General features: G+C 67.7%; 19 protein-coding genes. 11 read left to right on the top strand and 8 right to left on the bottom strand.

The features are described from left to right. The first annotated feature begins 72 nt into the window (after nt 1-72). A complete protein-coding gene (locus AAC997_RS19630) occupies nt 73-693 on the top strand; it encodes a TetR/AcrR family transcriptional regulator (protein ID WP_340647391.1) in 621 nt (206 codons plus the stop codon). Here AAC997_RS19630 and AAC997_RS19625 read toward each other — a convergent pair. The 4 genes from AAC997_RS19625 to AAC997_RS19610 form a co-directional block, all read right to left on the bottom strand. Continuing rightward, nucleotides 690-905 carry a hypothetical protein gene (locus AAC997_RS19625; protein ID WP_340647390.1) on the bottom strand — a complete coding sequence of 72 codons (216 nt, stop codon included), beginning with the start codon at nt 903-905 and terminating at the stop codon, nt 690-692. The genes AAC997_RS19630 and AAC997_RS19625 overlap by 4 nt on opposite strands. 77 nt (nt 906-982) lie before the next feature. After that, complete coding sequence (locus AAC997_RS19620; protein ID WP_340647389.1) at nt 983-1,492, bottom strand: response regulator; 510 nt, start codon at nt 1,490-1,492, stop codon at nt 983-985. 191 nt (nt 1,493-1,683) lie between these two features. Next, nucleotides 1,684-2,805 carry a chorismate synthase gene (gene aroC, locus AAC997_RS19615; RefSeq protein ID WP_340647388.1) on the bottom strand — a complete coding sequence of 374 codons (1,122 nt, stop codon included), beginning with the start codon at nt 2,803-2,805 and terminating at the stop codon, nt 1,684-1,686. A gap of 33 nt (nt 2,806-2,838) precedes the next feature. Then, the gene (locus AAC997_RS19610; RefSeq protein ID WP_340647387.1) at nt 2,839-3,525 is read right to left on the bottom strand and encodes a DnaJ domain-containing protein; all 687 of its coding nucleotides are present in this window, start codon (nt 3,523-3,525) and stop codon (nt 2,839-2,841) included. 105 nt (nt 3,526-3,630) lie between these two features. Here AAC997_RS19610 and pdxH point away from each other — a divergent pair, with 105 nt between their 5' ends. The 7 genes from pdxH (at nt 3,631) to AAC997_RS19575 (ending at nt 12,258) form a co-directional block, all read left to right on the top strand. Further along, on the top strand, nt 3,631-4,296 hold the full coding sequence (gene pdxH, locus AAC997_RS19605) for a pyridoxamine 5'-phosphate oxidase (RefSeq protein ID WP_340647386.1): 666 nt from the start codon (nt 3,631-3,633) through the stop codon (nt 4,294-4,296). Continuing rightward, nucleotides 4,293-5,786: an AAA family ATPase gene (locus AAC997_RS19600; protein WP_340647385.1), complete on the top strand. Its 1,494-nt coding sequence runs from the start codon at nt 4,293-4,295 to the stop codon at nt 5,784-5,786. Before pdxH ends, AAC997_RS19600 begins: the two co-directional genes overlap by 4 nt. Nucleotides 5,787-5,879: 93 nt before the next feature. Next, nucleotides 5,880-6,272: a hypothetical protein gene (locus tag AAC997_RS19595; protein WP_340647384.1), complete on the top strand. Its 393-nt coding sequence runs from the start codon at nt 5,880-5,882 to the stop codon at nt 6,270-6,272. A 33-nt stretch (nt 6,273-6,305) separates the two neighbouring features. Then, nucleotides 6,306-6,743, top strand: a complete 438-nt coding sequence (locus AAC997_RS19590; protein WP_340647383.1) for a response regulator — start codon at nt 6,306-6,308, stop codon at nt 6,741-6,743. Nucleotides 6,744-6,814: 71 nt separating this feature from the next. Further along, complete coding sequence (locus tag AAC997_RS19585) at nt 6,815-8,254, top strand: sulfatase-like hydrolase/transferase (RefSeq protein WP_340647382.1); 1,440 nt, start codon at nt 6,815-6,817, stop codon at nt 8,252-8,254. Nucleotides 8,255-8,367: 113 nt separating this feature from the next. Further along, entirely contained in the window at nt 8,368-11,109 is a 2,742-nt protein-coding gene (locus AAC997_RS19580) for a long-chain-fatty-acid--CoA ligase (protein ID WP_340647381.1), read from the top strand. Nucleotides 11,110-11,262: 153 nt separating this feature from the next. After that, nucleotides 11,263-12,258, top strand: coding sequence for a calcium/sodium antiporter (locus AAC997_RS19575; RefSeq protein ID WP_340647380.1), 996 nt, complete (start codon nt 11,263-11,265; stop codon nt 12,256-12,258). Nucleotides 12,259-12,296: 38 nt separating this feature from the next. Here the strand turns inward: AAC997_RS19575 and AAC997_RS19570 are convergent, their stop codons facing one another. Together AAC997_RS19570 and AAC997_RS19565 are read right to left on the bottom strand one after the other, a co-directional pair. After that, nucleotides 12,297-13,196, bottom strand: coding sequence for an MBL fold metallo-hydrolase (locus AAC997_RS19570; protein ID WP_340647379.1), 900 nt, complete (start codon nt 13,194-13,196; stop codon nt 12,297-12,299). 279 nt (nt 13,197-13,475) lie between these two features. Then, nucleotides 13,476-13,889: a TIGR01244 family sulfur transferase gene (locus AAC997_RS19565; protein ID WP_340647378.1), complete on the bottom strand. Its 414-nt coding sequence runs from the start codon at nt 13,887-13,889 to the stop codon at nt 13,476-13,478. Between the two features lie 113 nt (nt 13,890-14,002). Between AAC997_RS19565 and oppB the strand changes: the two genes are divergently transcribed. Together oppB and AAC997_RS19555 are read left to right on the top strand one after the other, a co-directional pair. Beyond that, the gene (oppB, locus tag AAC997_RS19560) at nt 14,003-14,926 is read left to right on the top strand and encodes an oligopeptide ABC transporter permease OppB (protein ID WP_340647377.1); all 924 of its coding nucleotides are present in this window, start codon (nt 14,003-14,005) and stop codon (nt 14,924-14,926) included. Between the two features lie 44 nt (nt 14,927-14,970). Next, entirely contained in the window at nt 14,971-15,831 is an 861-nt protein-coding gene (locus AAC997_RS19555) for an ABC transporter permease subunit (RefSeq protein WP_340647376.1), read from the top strand. A 44-nt stretch (nt 15,832-15,875) separates the two neighbouring features. On the opposite strand, the gene AAC997_RS19550 is transcribed toward AAC997_RS19555, so the two are convergent. Beyond that, a complete protein-coding gene (locus tag AAC997_RS19550) occupies nt 15,876-16,409 on the bottom strand; it encodes a hypothetical protein (RefSeq protein WP_340647375.1) in 534 nt (177 codons plus the stop codon). A gap of 10 nt (nt 16,410-16,419) precedes the next feature. On the opposite strand from AAC997_RS19550, the gene AAC997_RS19545 reads away from it, so the two are divergent. After that, complete coding sequence (locus AAC997_RS19545; protein WP_340647374.1) at nt 16,420-18,072, top strand: peptide ABC transporter substrate-binding protein; 1,653 nt, start codon at nt 16,420-16,422, stop codon at nt 18,070-18,072. 26 nt (nt 18,073-18,098) lie between these two features. Here the strand turns inward: AAC997_RS19545 and AAC997_RS19540 are convergent, their stop codons facing one another. Continuing rightward, nucleotides 18,099-18,896 (bottom strand): hypothetical protein, encoded by a 798-nt coding sequence (locus AAC997_RS19540; RefSeq protein ID WP_340647373.1) that lies wholly within the window; start codon nt 18,894-18,896, stop codon nt 18,099-18,101. Between the last annotated feature and the right edge of the window lie 81 nt (nt 18,897-18,977).

Here is an 18,977-nt window from a genome sequence, read left to right as displayed (position 1 = left end):
ATGCCTCCCGCCAGAATATGTTCAAGATCATATTCTGTCGTCGTCTAGGCTTTGCCGGGGGAGGCCCGCAGATTGCCCTATCGCTCGGACCACAAGTCGGCGACCCGCGCCCGGATCGTCGAGAATGCGCGGATGCTCTTCAATCGCCATGGCTATGACAACGTCACCATCGACATGGTGATGGAGGCCGCCTCACTGACCCGAGGCGGCTTCTACAATCACTTCGCCAACAAGCAGGCGTTGTTCGCCGCCGCCGTTTCCGCCTTTCTGATGGGGCGCGGCGCCCGGTGGCGGGCCGAGGCCGGGGTCAACGTCATGGACCCGGCGGTGGAGGATGCGGGCCACATGCTGCGCAGCTATCTGTCGCCCGATCACCTCGGCGATGTGGAAGGGCAGTGCCCGATGATCGCCCTGCCGTCCGATGTCGGCCGCGCCGAACCGGGGGTGCGGGAGGCCTATGGAACGCTGCTGGCCGCGATGGTGAGTCTCTATGAGCGGGCGTTGGCCGGCCAGGACTGCGACCGCCGCCAGACAGCCCTGGCGCTCGCCGCTATGAGCGTAGGAGGCATGGTCCTGGCCCGCACGATCCCCGATACGGCGTTGGGGCTGGAGGTTCGGGAAGCCGCCTTGGCCAAGGCGCTGGATATGCTGCCGGACAACATGGACAAGACGGCGCGCCGCAAGGCGAGCTAGCGATCGTCGCGGCCTTCGTCGTCCCGGCTGTCACCTGGGATGATCGCCCGGCCCGCCATGCCCACGCCCTTGGCGGTCACGCCCACGGCGCCGGCGGTGACTCCGACGGCGGTGCCCACGACGGCGCCCGCGGCCATGGCGATGCAGCCGGACTGAGATATGCCAAGCGCGGCGATCAGGGCCGCCGTGGCGGCGGCGCGGGCGATGGTCATGCTGGGGTCCCCGGATGGTCGAGCAGGGTTAACCCGCAAACGATACCAAAAGATGGCGGACGGAGCCCTGCGGCCTTTTAGAGCTTGAGCGCGCGGGGCGTCGGTCCGTCGGCCGACCGGCGGCGAGGGCCGTCATAGTTGGGGTCCACCTTGCGTCGGCGGTCAGGGCCGAAATAGTCATCGGTCCGCACATAGGGGCGCGGGTGGTCGATGATCTTCTGCAGCCGGTCCAGCACGCCGCGCGCGGTGAGCGGCTTGGCCAGGAATTCGTTGACCCCCACGTCACGGGCCTCGCTGATCCGGCGCATGGTGGAGTGGCCGGTGATCATGATGACCGGCGCCATCTGGTTTGGGCTGTCGGGGGAATTGCGCAGCAACCGCACGAAGTCGATGCCGTCCAGCGGCTCCATGGCCAGGTCGGTCATGACGATGTCGATGGGATGGGCGCGCATCTGCTGCAGCGCCTCGGCTCCGTCGCCGGCTTCGTAGATGTTCTGCAAGCCGACCGCACGCAGGACCTCGGACAACAGCACCCGCATGTGGTGGTTGTCGTCGACGATCAGGATTTTGAGGACTTCAAGCCGCACGGAGGTGGAGTTCGCCCTACAATCTAACCGAGAAAACGGGCGCTGCGTCGGTGGAGAGTGTCGTGGCCGACGGCGCGGAAGGGGGTCAGATACCGGCGTTGAACGCGCTCGGTCAACGGCCAAAATCCCTGACCGATCAGAACAAATGGCGTGGTGACGCTTGGCCCGGGGCGCTCTTGCCAAGCTAAGCGTCAGCGGTCTGCTACTTTACCGGGTAAGTGCGCGCCGCCACCCGTTTGAGCGCGGTGCCGCAGGAAGGCGTCGGCCAGGACGCAGGCGGTCATCGCCTCCACCACCGGCACGGCGCGCAGGCCCACGCAGGGGTCGTGGCGGCCCTTGGTGCGCAGCTCGATCTCCTCGCCCGCCTCGTTGATGGAGCGCCGAAGGGACAGGATTGACGAGGTCGGCTTGAAGGCCACGCGCGCCACCACCGATTGTCCTGTGGAGATGCCCCCCAGGACGCCGCCGGCGCTGTTGGAGAGGAACATCGGGCCCTCATTGCCCATGCGCATCTCGTCGGCGTTCTCCTCGCCCGAGAAGGCGGCCGAGGCGAAGCCCGCGCCAACCTCGACACCCTTGGCGGCGTTGATCGACATCAGGGCGCCGGCCAATTCGGCGTCGAGCTTGCCATAGATCGGCGCGCCCCAGCCGGCGGGCACGCCCGTCGCCTCGACCTCGACGATGGCGCCGGTGGAGGAGCCGGACTTGCGGACGGCCTCCAGATGCTCTTCCCAGACCGAGACCATCTCAGCGTCCGGGCACCAGAACGGGTTCTCGATCGTCTGGTCCCAGTCAAATCGCGACCGGTCGATGGCGTGCGGGCCGATCTGCACCACGGCGCCGCGGATCGTCACGCCCTGGAGAATCTTGCGGGCCACGGCGCCGGCGGCGACGCGTGCGGCGGTCTCGCGGGCCGAGGCCCGGCCGCCGCCGCGATAGTCGCGCACCCCGTACTTGGCGAAATAGGCGTAGTCGGCATGGCCGGGGCGGAAGGCCTGGGCGATTTCCGAATAGTCGCGGCTGCGCTGGTCGACGTTCTCGATGATCATCGAGATCGGCGTGCCGGTGGTGACCTGGCCGTCGGTGCGTTCGTCGGAGAACACCCCCGACAGGATCTTCACCGCGTCCGGTTCCTGGCGCTGGGTGACGAACTTGCCCTGGCCCGGCCGGCGTTTGTCCAGCCAAACCTGAATCTCCTCGGCCGTGAGCTGAATATTCGGCGGGCAACCGTCGACGACACAGCCCAGGGCTGGACCATGGCTCTCGCCCCAGGTGGTCACGCGGAACAGATGGCCGAAGCTGTTGTGCGACATGCCGGCGCTTCTAAACGCGGAAGGGCGCTTAGGCTAGGCCGCCCAGGCTGCGGCGAACCGGCGGAGCTGGGCGCGGGCGGCGGAATCGCCCGTCGCGCTGTCGGCGGCGAGCCTGAGGAAAAGGTGCCCCTGGCGGTGTCGGCCCCGTGTCGGCAGGCCCTGGCCCACCAGCCGGATCAGGCCGCGCTCTCCGGCCTTTTTGGTCAACCAGACGACGCGGCGGCCCAACGGTGTCTCCACCCCGATGCGGCCGCCTTCGGCCAGGAGACGGGGCTCGATCTTGACGGTGATCCACAGGTCGTCGCCGCGCACCATCATCTCGCCGTCGCCACGGATCGCGACCTCAAGCTCGGCGTCGGCCACCCGCACGGTGTCGCGGGCTCGCATCCCGGCGGGCAGGTCGATCTTCACCCGGCGGCCGTCGGGCAGTCGGTGCTCGACCTTGCCGCCCATCATCGCCACCAGGGGCGGCACCGACAGGGTGGCGGAGGCGGCCATCGGCCTGGCGACCGTCGCCGGCGGTTGGCTGATCCGGTCGCGGGGCGCCGGGGTGGTCTGCAGGATATGGTAGGCCTCCACCACCTGGCGGAAGCGTTCGGCGTCACCCCCCTTTCGGTCAGGATGGGCGCGCTTGGCGGCTTCGCGGAAGGCGCGGCGCAGCTCGGCGGGGCCGGCGAGGGGGCCAGCGCCCAGCACCTCGCGCGCTTGCTTTGCGCTCATCGTCGTGGAGGTCTCACCAGCCATTGGACACAGTCTTAGGAAGACACGGTCAATGCGGAGTTAAGCCCCTGACGCTTGGGCGGCCGCTGCGCTATATGCGGAACCATGAGCGACAAGCCCGCCATTCCCGCCTCGCCGACCGAGGACGATTACGTCCGCAACGTCACGCAAGCCGCCCCCCTGCCGCTGCTGTCGGAGGACGACCCCATGGCCCTGTTCTCCGCCTGGCTGGCGGAAGCGGTGGCCAAGGAGCCGAATGACGCCAACGCCATGGCGCTGGCCACCGCCGACGAGAGCGGCCTTCCCGATGTGCGGATGGTGCTGCTGAAGGACGCCGACGAGCGCGGTTTCGTCTTCTATTCCAACGAACAAAGCGCCAAGGGCCAGGAGATCGTCGCCAACCCCCAGGCCGCCCTGCTGTTCCACTGGAAATCCCTGCGCCGCCAAGTCCGGGTCCGGGGGCCCGTTTCCCACGTGACCGAGGCCGAGGCGGACGCCTATTGGGCCACCCGCGCCAGGCCCGCCCAGATCGGCGGCTGGGCTTCGCAGCAGTCCCAGGCCCTGCCGGACCGCCTGGCCCTGGAAAAGCGCATCGCCGAGTACGGCCTGAAGTTCGGCCTGGGCAAGGTTCCCCGCCCGCCGCACTGGCGCGGCTTCAGGATCACGCCCCACGTCATCGAGTTCTGGCGCGACCGGCCCTTCCGCCTGCATGAACGCCTGGTGTTCGTGCGCGATGGCTCGGGCTGGACCACCCAGCGGCTCTATCCTTGACCGACCCGCAGGAAGCCGAGGTCGCGGCCTGGTTCGAGGCCAGGGCAGACCGCGCCATTGAGACCGCCTGCGCCCGGGTCTATCTGGCCGGCGAACAGGCCTTCAAGATCAAGCGCCGGGTGGCGTTGGGCTATCTCGACTATTCCACCCTGGACCTGCGCCACTGGGCGCTTGAACGCGAGCTGAGCTTCAACCGCGCCGCGGCCTCCGACATCTATCGCGCGGTCCGCAAGGTGACCCGCGCCCCGGATGGCGGCCTGGAGCTGGACGGCGCCGGCGAGACCGTCGAGTTCGCCCTGGAGATGCGCCGCTTCGACGAGCATGCGGTCCTGGCCGCCCAGCCTTGGGCGGTGGACGGCCAACTCGCCGAGGCGCTGGGCCGCACGGTCGCCGGCTTCCACGTAGGCGCGCCGGTTCGCCCAAACGGCGGCGGCGGCAAGGCGCTGAAATACACCATCGACTCCAACGCCGATCTGCTGCGGGGCCTGGCGCCGCGGCTGGGCGCCGAACGCGTCGAGCAGGCTGTCACCGCCACCGACGCCGAGTATCACCGCCTCGAACCCCTGTTGGACGCCCGCCGCGCCGCCGGTTTCGGCCGCCACTGCCACGGCGACCTGCATCTCGGGAACATCCTGCTGGAGGACGGCCGCCCCATCCTCTTCGACTGCATCGAGTTCAACGATGTGTTGTCGGAGATCGACGTCCAATACGACCTGGCCTTCCTGCTGATGGACCTGCAGTTCCGTAGGCGATCCGACGCCGCGGTCCGCGCGCTGTCGGCCTATCTCGACCAGGCCGCCCGGAACTGGGGCGAGGAGCTGCGCGCCGGCATGGCCGCCCTGCCGCTGATGCTGTCGGTGCGCGCCGCCGTCCGCTCCCACGTCTGCGCCTACAGCGGTGACGACGAAGGCGCCGTCGCCTATCTCGACGCCGCCATCGCCCACCTGACCCCGGTGGCGCCAAGTCTCGCGGCGGTTGGCGGCCTCTCCGGGACCGGCAAATCCACCTTCGCCCGCCTGATCGCGCCCGGTCTCGGCGCCTCGCCCGGCGCGGTCGTGCTGCGCACCGATGAGGTTCGGAAACGCTTGCTGGGGGTCGCCCCAGACGCCCGCCTCTCCACCGCCGTCTACTCGCCCGCCTTCTATGCCGAGGTCTACGACACGATGTTCGCCGACGCCCGCGCCCTGCTGGCCGCCGGACGCGCGGTGGTGCTGGACGCCACTTTTATCCAGCCTGAGCTGCGCGCGCGCGCCGAGGCCCTGGCCGCCGAGCTGGGGGTCACCTTCCACGGCGTCTGGCTGGAGGCCGCACCGGAGATTCTCGCTGGCCGCATCGATGGCCGCACGGGGGACGCCTCAGACGCCACCCAGGCCACGCTGCAGATGCAGCTGGACCGCGACATCGGCGAGGTCAGCTGGACCCATGTCGACGCCTCCGGCCCCGCCGAGGACTCCGCGGAGGCCTGGTCGATCCGCTACGCCCGGGGTTGACCGCAGCTGGTTGGGTTGTCGCAAGCGGCCCGGGGTTCATTCTCTATTAGTCACGAGCGACCAAGGTCACCGAACAACTCGGAGATCGGTGTTATGGGCGCGCAACCGCAGACCACGGAGGTGTTGGAGGCCAGCGTGTCCAGCATGGTGGGCGTCCTGGCCTGGGAAATCGAACTGGCCGGCGCGCGCTGCATGAAGCTCGACGCCCTGATCGGCCACCTGATGACCATCCTGCCCCCGGAACATCGCGAGAAACTGGTGGAGGGTATGCACACGGTGGATCTGCTGGGCCAGCAGCTCACGAGTCTCTCCACCTTCGCCCGTCAGCTCAGCGCCGGAATCCCGGAGGAGGTGACCGCCTCGGTTGAGGACGCCCTGGGCGGCATGACTCTGGGCGCCCTGGCCGACCGGATGTTCAGTGCGCTGGGCGGCGAGGAAAAGGGCATCAATGACGGGGACGAGGCGGGCGACCTTGACCTGTTCTGAACCCACCCACGCCATCGGCAACGGGGCCGCCCGATGAACCTGGAAAGCCAGGGCCGCAGGGTCCTGATTTGCGACGTCGATCGCACCGTGCTGGAACTGTTGCAGATTCGCTTCGACCTGGCCGGCTGCCACGCCTTTGTGGCCCGCACGGGGAGCTCGGCCCTGGAGACGATCAAGTCCGCGCGCCCGGCGGCTCTGCTCCTGGAACTCAACCTGCCCGACCTGGATGGTTTCGATGTGCTGCGCGCGCTCAACCCGCGTGGTGAGGGTATCCATTTCCCCGTCCTGGTGATGGGCAAGAAGCTGTCGGCCGAGGACATCCAGCGGGCGGTGAAGCTGGGCGCCCGAGACTGCCTGACCAAGCCCTTCAGCGGCGCCGATGTGCTGGAGCGGGTCGCCCGCCAGTTCCGCCGTCAGGCTCCGGTCAGCCCGCCGCCCGCCGTTCCGGCCCCCCGCACAGCGATGGTTTAACGCCGCGGGCGGTCTCGCGCCGCATAACCTCCGCTTCCCTTGGGGTTGAAGCTGCGTCCATTGTGGGCGCCGTGAACATCCTCTTCATCACCCTTGACCAGTTCCGTGGCGACGCGCTCGCCTGCGCCGGACATCCGACGGTGCGGACGCCGCACCTGGACCGATTGGCCCGCGAGGGCGTGAGGTTCGCGCGGCACTACAGCCAGGCGGCGCCCTGCAGTCCGGGACGGGCCAGCCTCTACACCGGGACCTACCAGCTCAATCACCGGGTGGTGGCCAACGGCACCCCCCTGGACCGGCGCTGGGACAATGTGGCCAAGGCCGCGCGGCGGGCGGGCTATCAGCCCACCCTGTTCGGCTACACCGACCAGGCGGTGGATCCCCGCGACACCGCCGGACTCGACGATCCCCGCTTCAAGTCCTGGGAGGGCGTGCTGCCGGGCTTCGAGGTGGGCCTGAACTTCGCCACCCACAATCCCCAGGTCTGGATCGACTGGCTGCGCGGCCTGGGGCACGAGGTCCCCGACGACTACGACGGGGCGGTGGGCGGCGAGCCTGGACGGCCCCCCGAACATAGCCTCTCAGCCTATCACACCGACGTCCTGTTGGACTGGATCGCCGCCCAGGAAGGCCCTTGGTTCGCCCATCTCAGTCAGCTTCGCCCGCACCCGCCCTATGGCGCGGCGGGCCATTTCGCGACGATGTACGATCCAGCAGACATGACGCCGCCCATAGCCCCGTCACAGGACCGTCACCGCCTGCACGATGGCCTGCTGCGGGCCATCGGCGCGCCGGAGGACGCCTTCGAGATGGCCCAGCTCCAGGCCCAGTATTTCGGAATGGTCAGCGAGGTCGATCACCAGCTCGGCCGACTCTGGGCGGCTCTGGAGGCGTCTGGCCAGTGGCGCGACACCTTCATCCTCGTCACCGCAGACCACGGCGAGCAGCTCGGCGATCACGGCCTGATCCAGAAGGCGGGGTTCTTCGAGGAGAGCTACCATATACTGGGCATCGTCCGAGACCCCCGTCAGACCCAGGCCCACGGCACGGTGGTCGACCGTTTCACCGAGAATGTCGACGTCCTGCCGACCCTCTGCGAGGCCATGGGCCTGCCCGTGCCCGACCAGTGCGACGGCCTGCCGCTCACGCCCTTCCTGAGAGGTGAGGAGCCGCCGCACTGGCGCGCCGCCGCCCATTGGGAATTCGACTGGCGTGGCTCCAACATCGCCAAGGGTTCCCAGGCCTGGCCCTGGGACCGCCGGCTGGAGCAGCAGAATCTCGCGGTGCTGCGCTCGGAGACCGCCGCCTATGTCCAGTTCGGCGACGGCGCCTGGCTCTGTTTCGACCTCGCCGCCGATCCCACCTGGCGCACCCCGGTGACTGACACCGGTGTCGTGCTGACCCACGCCCAGGCCATGCTGACCTGGCGCGCTCAACACACCGACCGCACCCTCACCGGCCTGCTGATCGACAATGGCGGCACAGGCCGCTGGCCGGCGGCGCACGCCTGACGCAAATCGTAACCAAATCCCTCGCGTCAGGGGCGCGTGGCGTTGCGTCGGGGCCTCGCAAAACCTAGCTTGTCGCGCGCCCATTCAGAGGCCGAAGTTGGAGGACGCTTTCGATGCAAGGCAGGATGCAGGACTGGCCGCTGACGGTCGATCGGATCATCGATCACGCCAAATCCTGGCACGGCGACCGCGAGATCGTGTCGCGCTCCGTCGAAGGCCCCATGGTGCGCACCACCTACGCGCAGGTCCATGCCCGCGCCAAGCGCGTCTCCAACGTGCTGCGGGGCCTGAACATCCAGCCGGGCGACCGCGTCGCGACGCTGGCCTGGAACACCGCCCGCCACATCGAGGCCTGGTACGGGATCATGGGAATGGGGGCGGTCTGCCACACCCTCAACCCGCGCCTGTTCTCCGAGCAGCTCGTCTACATCATCAACCATGCCGAAGATAAGGTCATCTTCACCGACCTGACCTTCCTGCCGATCCTGGCCGGCATCCGCGATCAGATCCCCACCGTTCAGCACATCATCGTCTTCACCGACGACGCCCACATGACCGCCGACCTGCCCGGCGCCCATGCCTATGAGAGCCTGATCAGCCAGGTTTCCGAGGACGCCGTCTGGGGCGGCTTCGACGAGAACCTGCCGGCCGGCCTCTGCTACACCTCGGGGACGACGGGCAATCCGAAGGGCGTGCTCTACAGCCACCGCTCCAACTTCCTGCACACCCTGGTGACCATGGGCGCCGACGTCCTCGGCATCGGGGCGCTCGACACCGTCCTGCCCGTCGTGCCGATGTTCCACGCCAACGCCTGGGGCGTGGCCTTCTCGGCGCCGGCCGTGGGCGCCAAGCTGGTGATGCCGGGCGCCAAGCTGGACGGCGCCTCCATCCATGAACTGCTGGAAAGCGAGCAAGTCACCTTCTCGGCCGCCGTGCCGACGGTCTGGCAGATGCTGCTGACCCACCTGCGCGACACCGGCGGCAAGCTGACCACGCTCAAGCGCGTGGTCATCGGCGGCTCGGCCGTGCCCGAGGCCATCGTGCGGGCGTTCCGCGACGAGTACGGCGTGGCCGTGACCCACGCCTGGGGCATGACCGAGACCTCGCCTCTGGGCACCCAGGCGACGCCGAACCACAAGATCGCCGCCATGAGCGACGAGGATCAGCTTCGCTTCCAGCTCAAGCAGGGCCGTCCGCCGCTCGCCATCGACCTGCGCCTCACCAACGACGCCGGCGAGGACCTGCCCCGCGACGGCCACACCTTCGGCAAGCTGCTGGTGAAGGGCCCGTTCGTCGTGGGCGAGTACTTCAAGGGCGACGGCGGCCACATCCTCGACGACCAGGGCTTCTTCGACACGGGCGATGTCGCCACCCTCGACGAGCACGGCTTCATGCAGATCACCGACCGCGCCAAGGACGTCATCAAGTCCGGCGGCGAGTGGATCAGCACCATCGAGATCGAGAACATCGCCGCCGGCCACCCCAAGGCCGAACTGGCCGCCGTCATCGGCATGGCTCACCCCAAATGGGACGAGCGGCCGCTGCTGCTGGTCAAGCTGCGCCCCGGCCAAGAGGCTACCAAGGAAGAGTTCCTGCAGTTCCTGGAAGGCAAGATCGCCAAGTGGTGGACGCCTGACGATGTGGTCTTCGTCGACGACATCCCGCTGGGCGCCACCGGCAAGATCGACAAGAAGCTGATCCGCACTCGGATGGCTGATTATGTTCTGCCGACAGCCACGGCCGCGGCGGCCTCGACCATCGCCCTGGCCGCCCCGCCCGAGCCCAAGATCTATGCGCCGGAGCTACAGGCGCCCTTTGAGCCCGAGGCTCATGCGGAACCCGACCACGCCGGCTGGTCGCCGGCCGCCAATCCCACCCAGGAGGAGAGCCATTCCGGCCTCACGGTGGTGACGCCCACCCTGGCCGACGCGCCGGCCGCGGAGGCCGTGGCGGAGCCCCTGGTCCCTTTTCACGCTGAACCGCGGGCCGAGACGCCTGCGCCTCTGAGGGCCGCGGAGACCTCGCCGGACGACGAGCCCCTGGCCTTGCCGTTCGCGCGGCCCAAGACCCGGAAGCGCAAGGGCGACGGCTTCGCGGGCTTCTATCTCAACCTCGCCACCCTGGTGGCCCTGGCGCCGGCCCTGATGGTGGGCGCCGGCATGCTGGGCACCCGTTACGGCCTGATGGACTGGAAAACCGGCCTCGGCGTCATCGCGCTGGAATGGGCGCCCAAGGTGGCGCTGATCGCCGTGGCCGCCGGCCTGCTGGGCGTGATCATCGCGCTCTTCTCCGGGTTCGGCCGGTTCTGGGCCCGCGCCCTGATGGTGCTGATCCTCTGCGGCGCGACCTTCGGAGCCTATATCTGGGCCCGCCAGGCGCAGATCACCAACCCGCCGATCAACGACGTCTCCACCGACTGGACCATGCCGCTGACCTTCTCCCAGAAGATGATGCGCGAACGGGGCCCTGAGGCGATCATGGTTGAGGCTGATCCGATACGACCGCTGGATTCAGCGGCCTATTCCGGCCGCCGCATCGCCGACATCAACGCCGAGACCTGCGCCGACGCCAGGCCTCTGATGCTGGCCCAGGCGCCTGGCGCGGCCTACGTCCAGGCCAAGGCGGCGATAGAGCAGGCGGGTTTGGCTCTGGTGACCGACGATCCCGCCACGGGGCGCCTGGAGGCCACCGGCCGCAGCCTGGCCTTCGGTCTGAAGAACGACGTCGTGGTCCGCGTCCTGCCGGCGCCGCAAGGCTCGCGTATCGATGTCCGCGCCATCGGCCGCGTCCCGGTCGCCGACTTCGGCGCGAACTGCGCCCGGGTCACCGGGCTCATTGGGGCGATGCGGAGCTGATATCCCGGATCTGGCCCGCGCCGTGTTGGACCCAAGGCTCTGAGGGGGGGCGGTTCGCGCTCGCTCCCCGGGGTCGCCCTTCCGGCCGCCCGAGGCTGAAAGCGCAGGCCCTGGGGCGAACGGGGCGTTGATCATTCCCGTACGGTAGGCGCAGTGACCATCCTCTATTCCATCGGCCTGGGCCTGGTTCTGCTGATTGTCGGTGGCGAGGTTCTTGTGCGCGGGGCGTCGAGCGCAGCGCGCCGGATGGGGGTCAGCCCGCTGGTCATCGGCTTGACCCTGGTGGGCTTTGGCACCTCGACTCCCGAGCTGGTCACCAGCCTTCAGGCGGCGTTTCAGGGCTCGCCAGGCATCGCGGTGGGCGGGGTGGTGGGATCCAACATCTCCAATGGCCTGCTGATTCTGGGACTGACGGCGCTGGTCGCGCCCATCGCCATTGATCGCCGCGCGTTCATACGGGTCGTTCCGATGCTGGCCCTGGTCACCGGCGCCACGGTCTGGGTCTTCCTGAGAGGCGAACTCACCCGCCCTATCGGACTTGTCGCGGTGAGCGTGCTGGCGGCCTATGTCGTGGTGGTCTGGCTGTTTGAGCGCGGCGCCTCCGATCCCGAAGGCAAGCGGATCGAAGGCCGGGCCGACATGAAGTCCGCCTGGCGCGGACAGGTTTGGCTTGCCGTAATCCTGGCCTTCGTGGGGATCGGCATAACCGTCGCCGGTGCGCATATCCTGGTCGAGGGGGCGGTGGGGCTGGCCCGGGCGCTGGGGGTTTCCGACACCGTGGTGGGACTCACGGTGGTGGCGGTCGGGACCTCGATGCCTGAACTGGCCACCAGTCTCGTGGCGGCCTTTCGCAGGCAGGGCGACGTGGCGCTTGGGAATATCGTCGGTTCCAACCTGTACAATCTGCTCGGAATCCTTGGCGTGACAGCGGTCGTCAAGCCCCTCGCCGTTCCCCCCGAGATCGTCGCCGTGGATATCTGGGTGCTGGCCGCCGCCACCGCGGCGATGACCTTCTTCGCCATCAGAGGCATGAAGATTTACCGCCTGCAGGGCCTGGCCCTGGTGATGGGATACCTCGCCTATCTGGGCTGGCTCCTCTGGAACGCAGGTGTCTTCGAAGGCGGCAGCCTATCGGCCCTGTTCAACTGACGGGTGTCACCAATGAGCAAGTCATAGACCCAAGTCCCTCAGGCCGCCCGGTACTCGCTCTCTGGCCCCGGCGTCCCGTCGGTGGTCACCAACCCCCGCCGCACCAGGTCGATCATGTGGCCTAGGACTGACCGCGCCGCAGCCGGATGCAGGCGGGGATCGACGTCGGCATAGAGCACCGGCACCATCTCGCGGATCTTGCCGTGGCCCTCCGTCACCGCCTTCAGCACCTGGGCTTCGCGGGCGCGGCGGTGGGCGATATAGGCGTCGATGAAAGGGGTCACGTCGGTGATCGGCGGGCCGTGGGTCGGCCAGAGGATCGAGAACGCGCGGGCCTTCACCTTGTCCAGGCTGTCCATGTAGTCGGTCATGTCGCCGTCCGGCGGCGTGATCACCGTCGTCGACCAGCCCATGATGTGGTCGCCGGAGAACAGGGCGTTCTCTTCCTTCAGCGCGAAGCAGATGTGGTTGGAGGTGTGCCCTGGTGTGGCGATGGCCTCCATCGTCCAACCCGGGCCTTCCAGCACCTGGCCGCCGCCGCACAGGCTGACGTCGGGCGCGAAGCCGAAGTCGGCGCCGGCTTCCATCCGCACGCCGCTGTCGTCCACGGGGATCTCGGCCACCGCGCAGCCGTAGATGGTCGCCCCCGTCCGCGCCTTCAGCGGTCCGGCCAGCGGCGAGTGGTCGGAGTGGTGGTGGGTGATCAGGATGTGGGTGATCTTCTCGCCGGGCTCCAGCGCCCCGAGGATCGCCTCCAGATGGTCGTCCATGTCGGGGCCGGGATCGATCACCGCCACCTCGCCGCGGCCGATGATGTAGGTGCCGGTGCCGAGATAGGTGAAGGGCCCCGGGTTGTTGGCCACCACCCGCCGGATCAGCGGCGAGACCTGGTCCACCTTGCCGTATTCGAACTTGATCTCGCGGACATAGGGAATCATCGGGCTATCCTTTTTCCGGCGCGGTCTTTGCGCTGTGACCCCTCAGTTCAGGATTGTGAGGCGGTTATGGCGGCGCAGGCGGCGATGTTTGTTTCAAAACGACTTCAGCGGGTGGTCTTCGCCTTGATGTGTCTCATGACGGCGCAACTGATTCTGACCATGGCCAGTTGCGAGCCCGACGAACCGGCCCTGCTGGGCGCGGTCCGCGTGCCCATTTCCTACCCCAGTTAGTGCGATAGCCAAACGTGGTCGCCGGTTTTGGCGGCCATCGCACGCCCTTCAGGATGCCGGCAGGACGCCGTTGAGGTCATAACCGGCCTCAAGCCCCAGCTTGACCAGTTCGTCGCGGGATCGCGCGCCGTCCATCGCCTCGCCCAGCGACCAGGTGATGATCGAGCGGGTGCCAGACCGGCAGAAGGCCAGCACCGGCCCTTCGGAATTTTCCAGGATCGACCGTTCCTGGGTCACCTGGTCCTGGGTCGGACCGCCGCGCACCGGGACGTAGGCGTACTGGAGGCCGGCCGCCTTGGCTGCGGCCTCGACCGCCGCGCTGGTGGGCTGGGCAGGGTCCTCGCCGTCCGGGCGATTGTTGATCACCAGCTTGAAGCCCAGGTCGGCGGCCCTTTGCAGGTCCTCCAGGGTGATCTGCGGGCTGACGGAGAGCTGGTCTGTGACGCGTCGAAATTCGGTCATGGTCTGACTTCACTTAAGCTGGGAGGAGGCCCTTCGTTGACATCATCGGGGGGCGATGAAACTTTCGCAACGCCCGGCCGTCAAATGGCCCTCTACCTTGAGCTCCCAAATCCATGTTGCGTTTCATAGGCCGACGACTCCTCGTGGCCATCCCGACGCTGTTCCTTGTCGTCACGCTGGCCTTCTTCATGATGCGCGCGGCGCCTGGCAGTCCCTTCGACATGGACCGCAAGCTGTCGCCTGAGATCGAGGCCAACGTCATGGCCAAGTACGGGATGGATAAGCCCCTCGGCGCCCAGTACGCCGACTATCTGAAGGGCGTGTTGCACGGCGATTTCGGGCCGTCCCTGAAATACAAGGACAAGACCGTCCTGCAGATCCTGCAGGAGAACTACAAGGTCAGCCTGACCCTGGGCCTTTCGGCCATCACCTTGGCGGGCGCCATCGGCGTGACCCTGGGCGTGCTCGCGGCCCTGAAACAGAACGGCTGGGTGGATTACGGGGTCATGGGGGTGGCGATCATCGGGGTCTGTATCCCCACCTTCGTCACCGCCCCGCTGCTGGTCCTGCTGTTCGGGTCGATCCTGCAATGGCTGCCAAACGGCGGCTGGAACGACGGGGCGATCCAGAACCTGATCCTGCCGATCACCGTGCTGGCCCTGCCGCAGATCGCCATCATCTCGCGCCTGACCCGGGCCGGCATGATCGAGGTCCTGCAGTCCAACTATGTCCGCACCGCGCGCGCCAAGGGTCTGCCGGCCCACCGGGTGGTGTTCAAGCACGCCCTGCGCGCCGCTATCCTGCCCCTGGTGAGCTATCTCGGCCCCGCCTGCGCGGGCCTGCTCACCGGCTCCTTGGTGGTGGAGAAGATCTTCAACCTGCCGGGCCTGGGTAAGTTTTTCGTGATCTCCGCCCTGCAGCGAGACTACACCGTCGTCATGGGCATGGTGATCTTCTACGCCACCCTGATCCTGTTCCTGAACCTGGTCGCCGACCTGCTCTATGCGGTCCTTGATCCCCGCGTGAGGCTGTCGTGAGCACTCCTATTCTCGCTCCCGGCTCGCGCGAAGGCGCCGCCCTCATGGAAACCGCCGTCAAGGGCCGCAGCCTTTGGGACGACGCGCGCCGTCGCCTGATGCGCAACGGGGGCGCGGTCGGCGGCATGATCATGCTGGCCGTCCTGGTCCTGGTGGCGGTCATCGGTCCCTATGTGGTCCCCTTCGCCTATGACCAGATCAACAAGGGTGACGTCTGGGCCGCCCCGCTCACCGGCGGCCACCTGCTGGGCGCCGACTCGCTGGGCCGCGACCTGCTGGCCCGGCTGCTGATGGGCCTGCGGGTGTCGTTGGCCATCGGCCTGATCGCCACCCTGGTCTCCCTGGTCATCGGCGTCGTCTGGGGCGCGGTGGCGGGCTTTGTCGGCGGCGTGGTGGACGAGGTGATGATGCGCATCGTCGACGTCCTCTATTCGCTGCCCTTCATCTTCTTCGTCATCCTGCTGATGGTGACCTTCGGCTCCAACATCATCCTGATCTTCATCGCCATCGGGGCGGTGGAATGGCTGACCATGAGCCGGATCGTGCGGGGCCAGACCCTGTCCCTGAAGCACAAGGAATTCGTGGAGGCGGCGCGGGCGGCGGGCCTGACCCAAGGGTCGATCATCGCCAAGCACATTGTCCCCAATCTGCTGGGCCCTGTGGTCGTCTACGTCACCCTGACCATCCCGGCGGTCATCCTGGCCGAGAGCTTCCTCAGCTTCCTCGGCCTGGGGGTTCAGCCCCCCATGGCCTCGCTCGGCACCCTGATCGCCGGGGGCGCGCAGGACATGGAGTTGGCCTGGTGGCTGCTGCTCTTCCCGTCGCTGACGATGGTCGTCACCCTGATGAGCTTCAACTTCATCGGCGACGGCCTGCGCGACGCCATCGACCCAAAGGACAGATAGTCGAAATTCCGTCTCCCCTGGTGGGAGACGGAACGCCTTGGTCCCTACCTCACCCGCCGCGCCCGCACCGCGCGTTGGCCGTCCAGGTTCATGAAGTAGCCCATGGCGGCCTTGCGAATCTCGGCCTTGGAACCGGCCTTGGGGGCGCGGGACACGGCCTCATCGTCGTTCTGGGCCCACACAGCGCCGCCCTCCAGCTCCACGGTCCAGCGGCGGTCGCCGCCCTGGTAGGCGCGGACAACGGTGGTGGCGACGCGGTCCAGGTCCTCGGGCTTCTCGCCGCGATCGAACATGGCCATCGAGGGCAGGGTGAAGCCGAAGGCCTGCTTGCGGGCGGCGCGGGCCTGTTCACGGTCCACCACCACGATGTCGCCCTTCTTCTCGGCCACATCCAGGCTGGAGACGGCGGCGTCATAGCAGGCGAGCCGCTCAGCCGCCTCGGTCTTGCCCTTGCAGTCGATGAGGTTCTGGAAGACCGCCGTTCGCGCCTCGACCTTGGGCTCGGCGGCGACCGCTGTGCTGGTGATGGCGCACGCAGCCAGGGCGGCCAGCTTTAAGCGCGTGGAAAACTGTGTCATCCGTGACCCCATGATCTCGATATCTCGCATTGATAAGGCGCTGCGGTCGCGCGGCAAGCCGATGATGTTGGCGCTCGCCGCCTTTTCGCTCCTGGCTCTGGCCGGGTGTTCGCAGAAGGCCTCGCGTCCGCCCTGTCCCGCCGGCCAGGTCTGCCTGCAGGTGGGCAATGGCTCCGAGCCCGCCAGCCTGGATCCGCACAAGTCCACCGGCACCTGGGAGGACCGGATCATCTCGGACATGATCGTGGGACTTCTGACCTCCGATGCCGAGGGCGAGTCGATTCCCGGTATGGCCGAACGCTGGACCAGCAGCGCCGACGGCAAGACCTGGACCTTCTATCTGCGCGACGCGGTGTGGTCCGACGGCGTGCCTGTGACCGCCGACGACTTCGTCTTCGCGTTCCGCCGCATCCTCGATCCCAAGACGGCGGCGGAATACGCCTCGCTGATCTACTTCATCAAGAACGCCCAGCCGGTGAACGAGGGCAAGATTCCGGGGACGGAGCTCGGCGTGCGGGCAGTCACCCCCAAGGTGCTGGAGATCAACCTGGAGCATCCGGCGCCCTACATCACCGAGGTCGCCAAGCATCAGACCATGCTGCCGGTGCCCAAGCACGTTGTGGAGAAGTGGGGCGACGCCTGGAGCCAGCCGGCCCACTACGTCTCCAACGGCCCCTACATGCTGAAGAGCTGGGCCCTGGGCGACCATGTGGGCGTGGTGAAGAATCCGCGCTTCTACGACGCCAAGAATGTCTGCATCGACCAGATCAACTACTATCCCACCAATGACGCCATCGGCGCCGAGCGTCGGGTCCGCCGCGGCGAGCTCGATATGAACGCCGACATCCAGTCCAACCGCATCGCCTTCCTGCGTGAGCGGATGCCGGAATACGTCCACACCCACACCTATCTCGGTGTCGCCTATCTGGCCTTCAATTCCGCGATCCCGGCCTTCAAGGACAAGCGCGTGCGCCTGGCCCTCGACATGGCTATCGACCGGGAGTTCATCACCGGCAAGCTGCTGCGGGGCGGCCAGACGCCGGCCTATACCTTCGTGCCGCCGGGCGTGGCCAACTACACCGCCGCCGCGCCGCCGGTCTGGTCCACCTGGACGCTGGAGCAGCGCCAGGCCGAGGCCCGCCGTCTCCTGGCCCAGGCGGGCTATGGCCCCAAGAATCCGCTGAAAGTCGAGATCAAGCACCGGAACAGTCCTGATCCGATGTTGTTCATGCCGGCCGTCCAGGCCGACTGGAAGGAGATCGGCGTCGAGACCGCCCTGATGCAGAACGAGACCCAGATCGCCTATGCGGCCTATCGCTCACGGGACTTCCAGGTGGCCGACGCCGCCTGGATCGCCGACTACAACGACGCCATGAGCTTCCTCTATCTGCAGCAGTCCTCCACGGGGTCGCAGAACTACGGCGATTACAAGAACCCGGTGTTCGACGCCCTGCTGGCCCGGGCCGACAACGAGCCGGACGTCAACCTGCGGGCGGGCTACCTTGCACAGGCCGAGCACATCATGCTGGAAGACGCCACTGTGGCCCCGATCTACTTCTACGTGAACAAGAACCTGGTCTCGCCGAAGATCACGGGCTGGAAAGACAACCTCGTCGATCATCACCGCTCGCGATTCCTCTGCATGCCGCGCGCAGGGGGCTGATCGGGGGCGGTCGGCCGCGCCGCGCCTCAGGCGTAGCCGAGCAACTCGCGCAGACCCGGCGCCATGAAGTCCACGGCCCGCTTCTGCGCGTCCGGCAGAACCTCGGGCAGGGCCATGCCCACCGACAGCTTCTCGCGCGAGGTGGCGCTGTGTTCGCGCGCCGAGCCCACCCGCACGCGGTCGCGCCAGTCATCGGTGACGGCGACCCCGAACTTGGCCAGCAGATCGGCGAAGTAGGTTTCCGCGGCCTGGGCGTCCAGATCCTTCAGATGGCCGACGATGTCCTCGTAGCGCACCAAGTGCGCCCCGGTCCCCAGCCACGCCACGGCATGGAAGGTGAAGGCCTCCCGCAGCGCCGGCGCCTTCCCGGGGATGCCGAAGATCATCATGTTCATCATCTGCTCGACGGTGACCGCCCCGTTCTTCAGGGGGTTCAGCTCGGGGTGATCCAGCTGGTCCGACAGGCTGAACCTCGCCCGGGCCAGAACATAGTCGTAGGGATCACGGACCAGGATCACCTGATTGGCATGCTTCAGGGCCATCAGCGAGATGTCGGCGAACAGCAGATGCCCGACGCTGAACGACGGCCGGCCGGGGTTCAGCGCGCCGATGTGCTGCTGCAGGTTCTGCACCTGGATGAACTCGCGGTCGTAGTGCTGCTCGGTGGGGACGAACATGCGCACGATGTTGCGCAGCAGATGGGTGCCGCATTTCGGCACGCTGTTCAGGAAGGCGGTCTGGCGCAGCGGCGCCTGGGCGAACTTCCGCACCTCGGGGCCCAGGGTGTCGGGCTTGCTGCGGATGATGGCGACCGGTTGAGCCATGGGGACGCTCCTGGAGACAGGCCCTATCGCTAGGCGCCGGGCGGTCCTCACGCAACCCAAAATAAGACGCGCTCCGCACGC

This window comes from Phenylobacterium sp., from assembly GCF_037968635.1.
In the GTDB taxonomy this organism is placed as follows: domain Bacteria; phylum Pseudomonadota; class Alphaproteobacteria; order Caulobacterales; family Caulobacteraceae; genus Phenylobacterium.
This window is presented reverse-complemented; position numbering and strand designations above follow the sequence as displayed.

Bases quoted from the DNA above. Each gene is read 5' to 3' on its own strand.
- AAC997_RS19625 (WP_340647390.1), bottom strand. From the start codon at position 905: ATGACCATCGCCCGCGCCGCCGCCACGGCGGCCCTGATCGCCGCGCTT.
- aroC (WP_340647388.1), bottom strand. From the start codon at position 2,805: ATGTCGCACAACAGCTTCGGCCATCTGTTCCGCGTGACCACCTGGGGC.
- AAC997_RS19610 (WP_340647387.1), bottom strand. From the start codon at position 3,525: ATGAGCGCAAAGCAAGCGCGCGAGGTGCTGGGCGCTGGCCCCCTCGCC.
- pdxH (WP_340647386.1), top strand. From the start codon at position 3,631: ATGAGCGACAAGCCCGCCATTCCCGCCTCGCCGACCGAGGACGATTAC.
- AAC997_RS19595 (WP_340647384.1), top strand. From the start codon at position 5,880: ATGGGCGCGCAACCGCAGACCACGGAGGTGTTGGAGGCCAGCGTGTCC.
- AAC997_RS19590 (WP_340647383.1), top strand. From the start codon at position 6,306: ATGAACCTGGAAAGCCAGGGCCGCAGGGTCCTGATTTGCGACGTCGAT.
- AAC997_RS19580 (WP_340647381.1), top strand. From the start codon at position 8,368: ATGCAAGGCAGGATGCAGGACTGGCCGCTGACGGTCGATCGGATCATC.
- AAC997_RS19570 (WP_340647379.1), bottom strand. From the start codon at position 13,196: ATGATTCCCTATGTCCGCGAGATCAAGTTCGAATACGGCAAGGTGGAC.
- AAC997_RS19565 (WP_340647378.1), bottom strand. From the start codon at position 13,889: ATGACCGAATTTCGACGCGTCACAGACCAGCTCTCCGTCAGCCCGCAG.
- oppB (WP_340647377.1), top strand. From the start codon at position 14,003: ATGTTGCGTTTCATAGGCCGACGACTCCTCGTGGCCATCCCGACGCTG.
- AAC997_RS19555 (WP_340647376.1), top strand. From the start codon at position 14,971: ATGGAAACCGCCGTCAAGGGCCGCAGCCTTTGGGACGACGCGCGCCGT.
- AAC997_RS19550 (WP_340647375.1), bottom strand. From the start codon at position 16,409: ATGACACAGTTTTCCACGCGCTTAAAGCTGGCCGCCCTGGCTGCGTGC.
- AAC997_RS19545 (WP_340647374.1), top strand. From the start codon at position 16,420: ATGATCTCGATATCTCGCATTGATAAGGCGCTGCGGTCGCGCGGCAAG.
- AAC997_RS19540 (WP_340647373.1), bottom strand. From the start codon at position 18,896: ATGGCTCAACCGGTCGCCATCATCCGCAGCAAGCCCGACACCCTGGGC.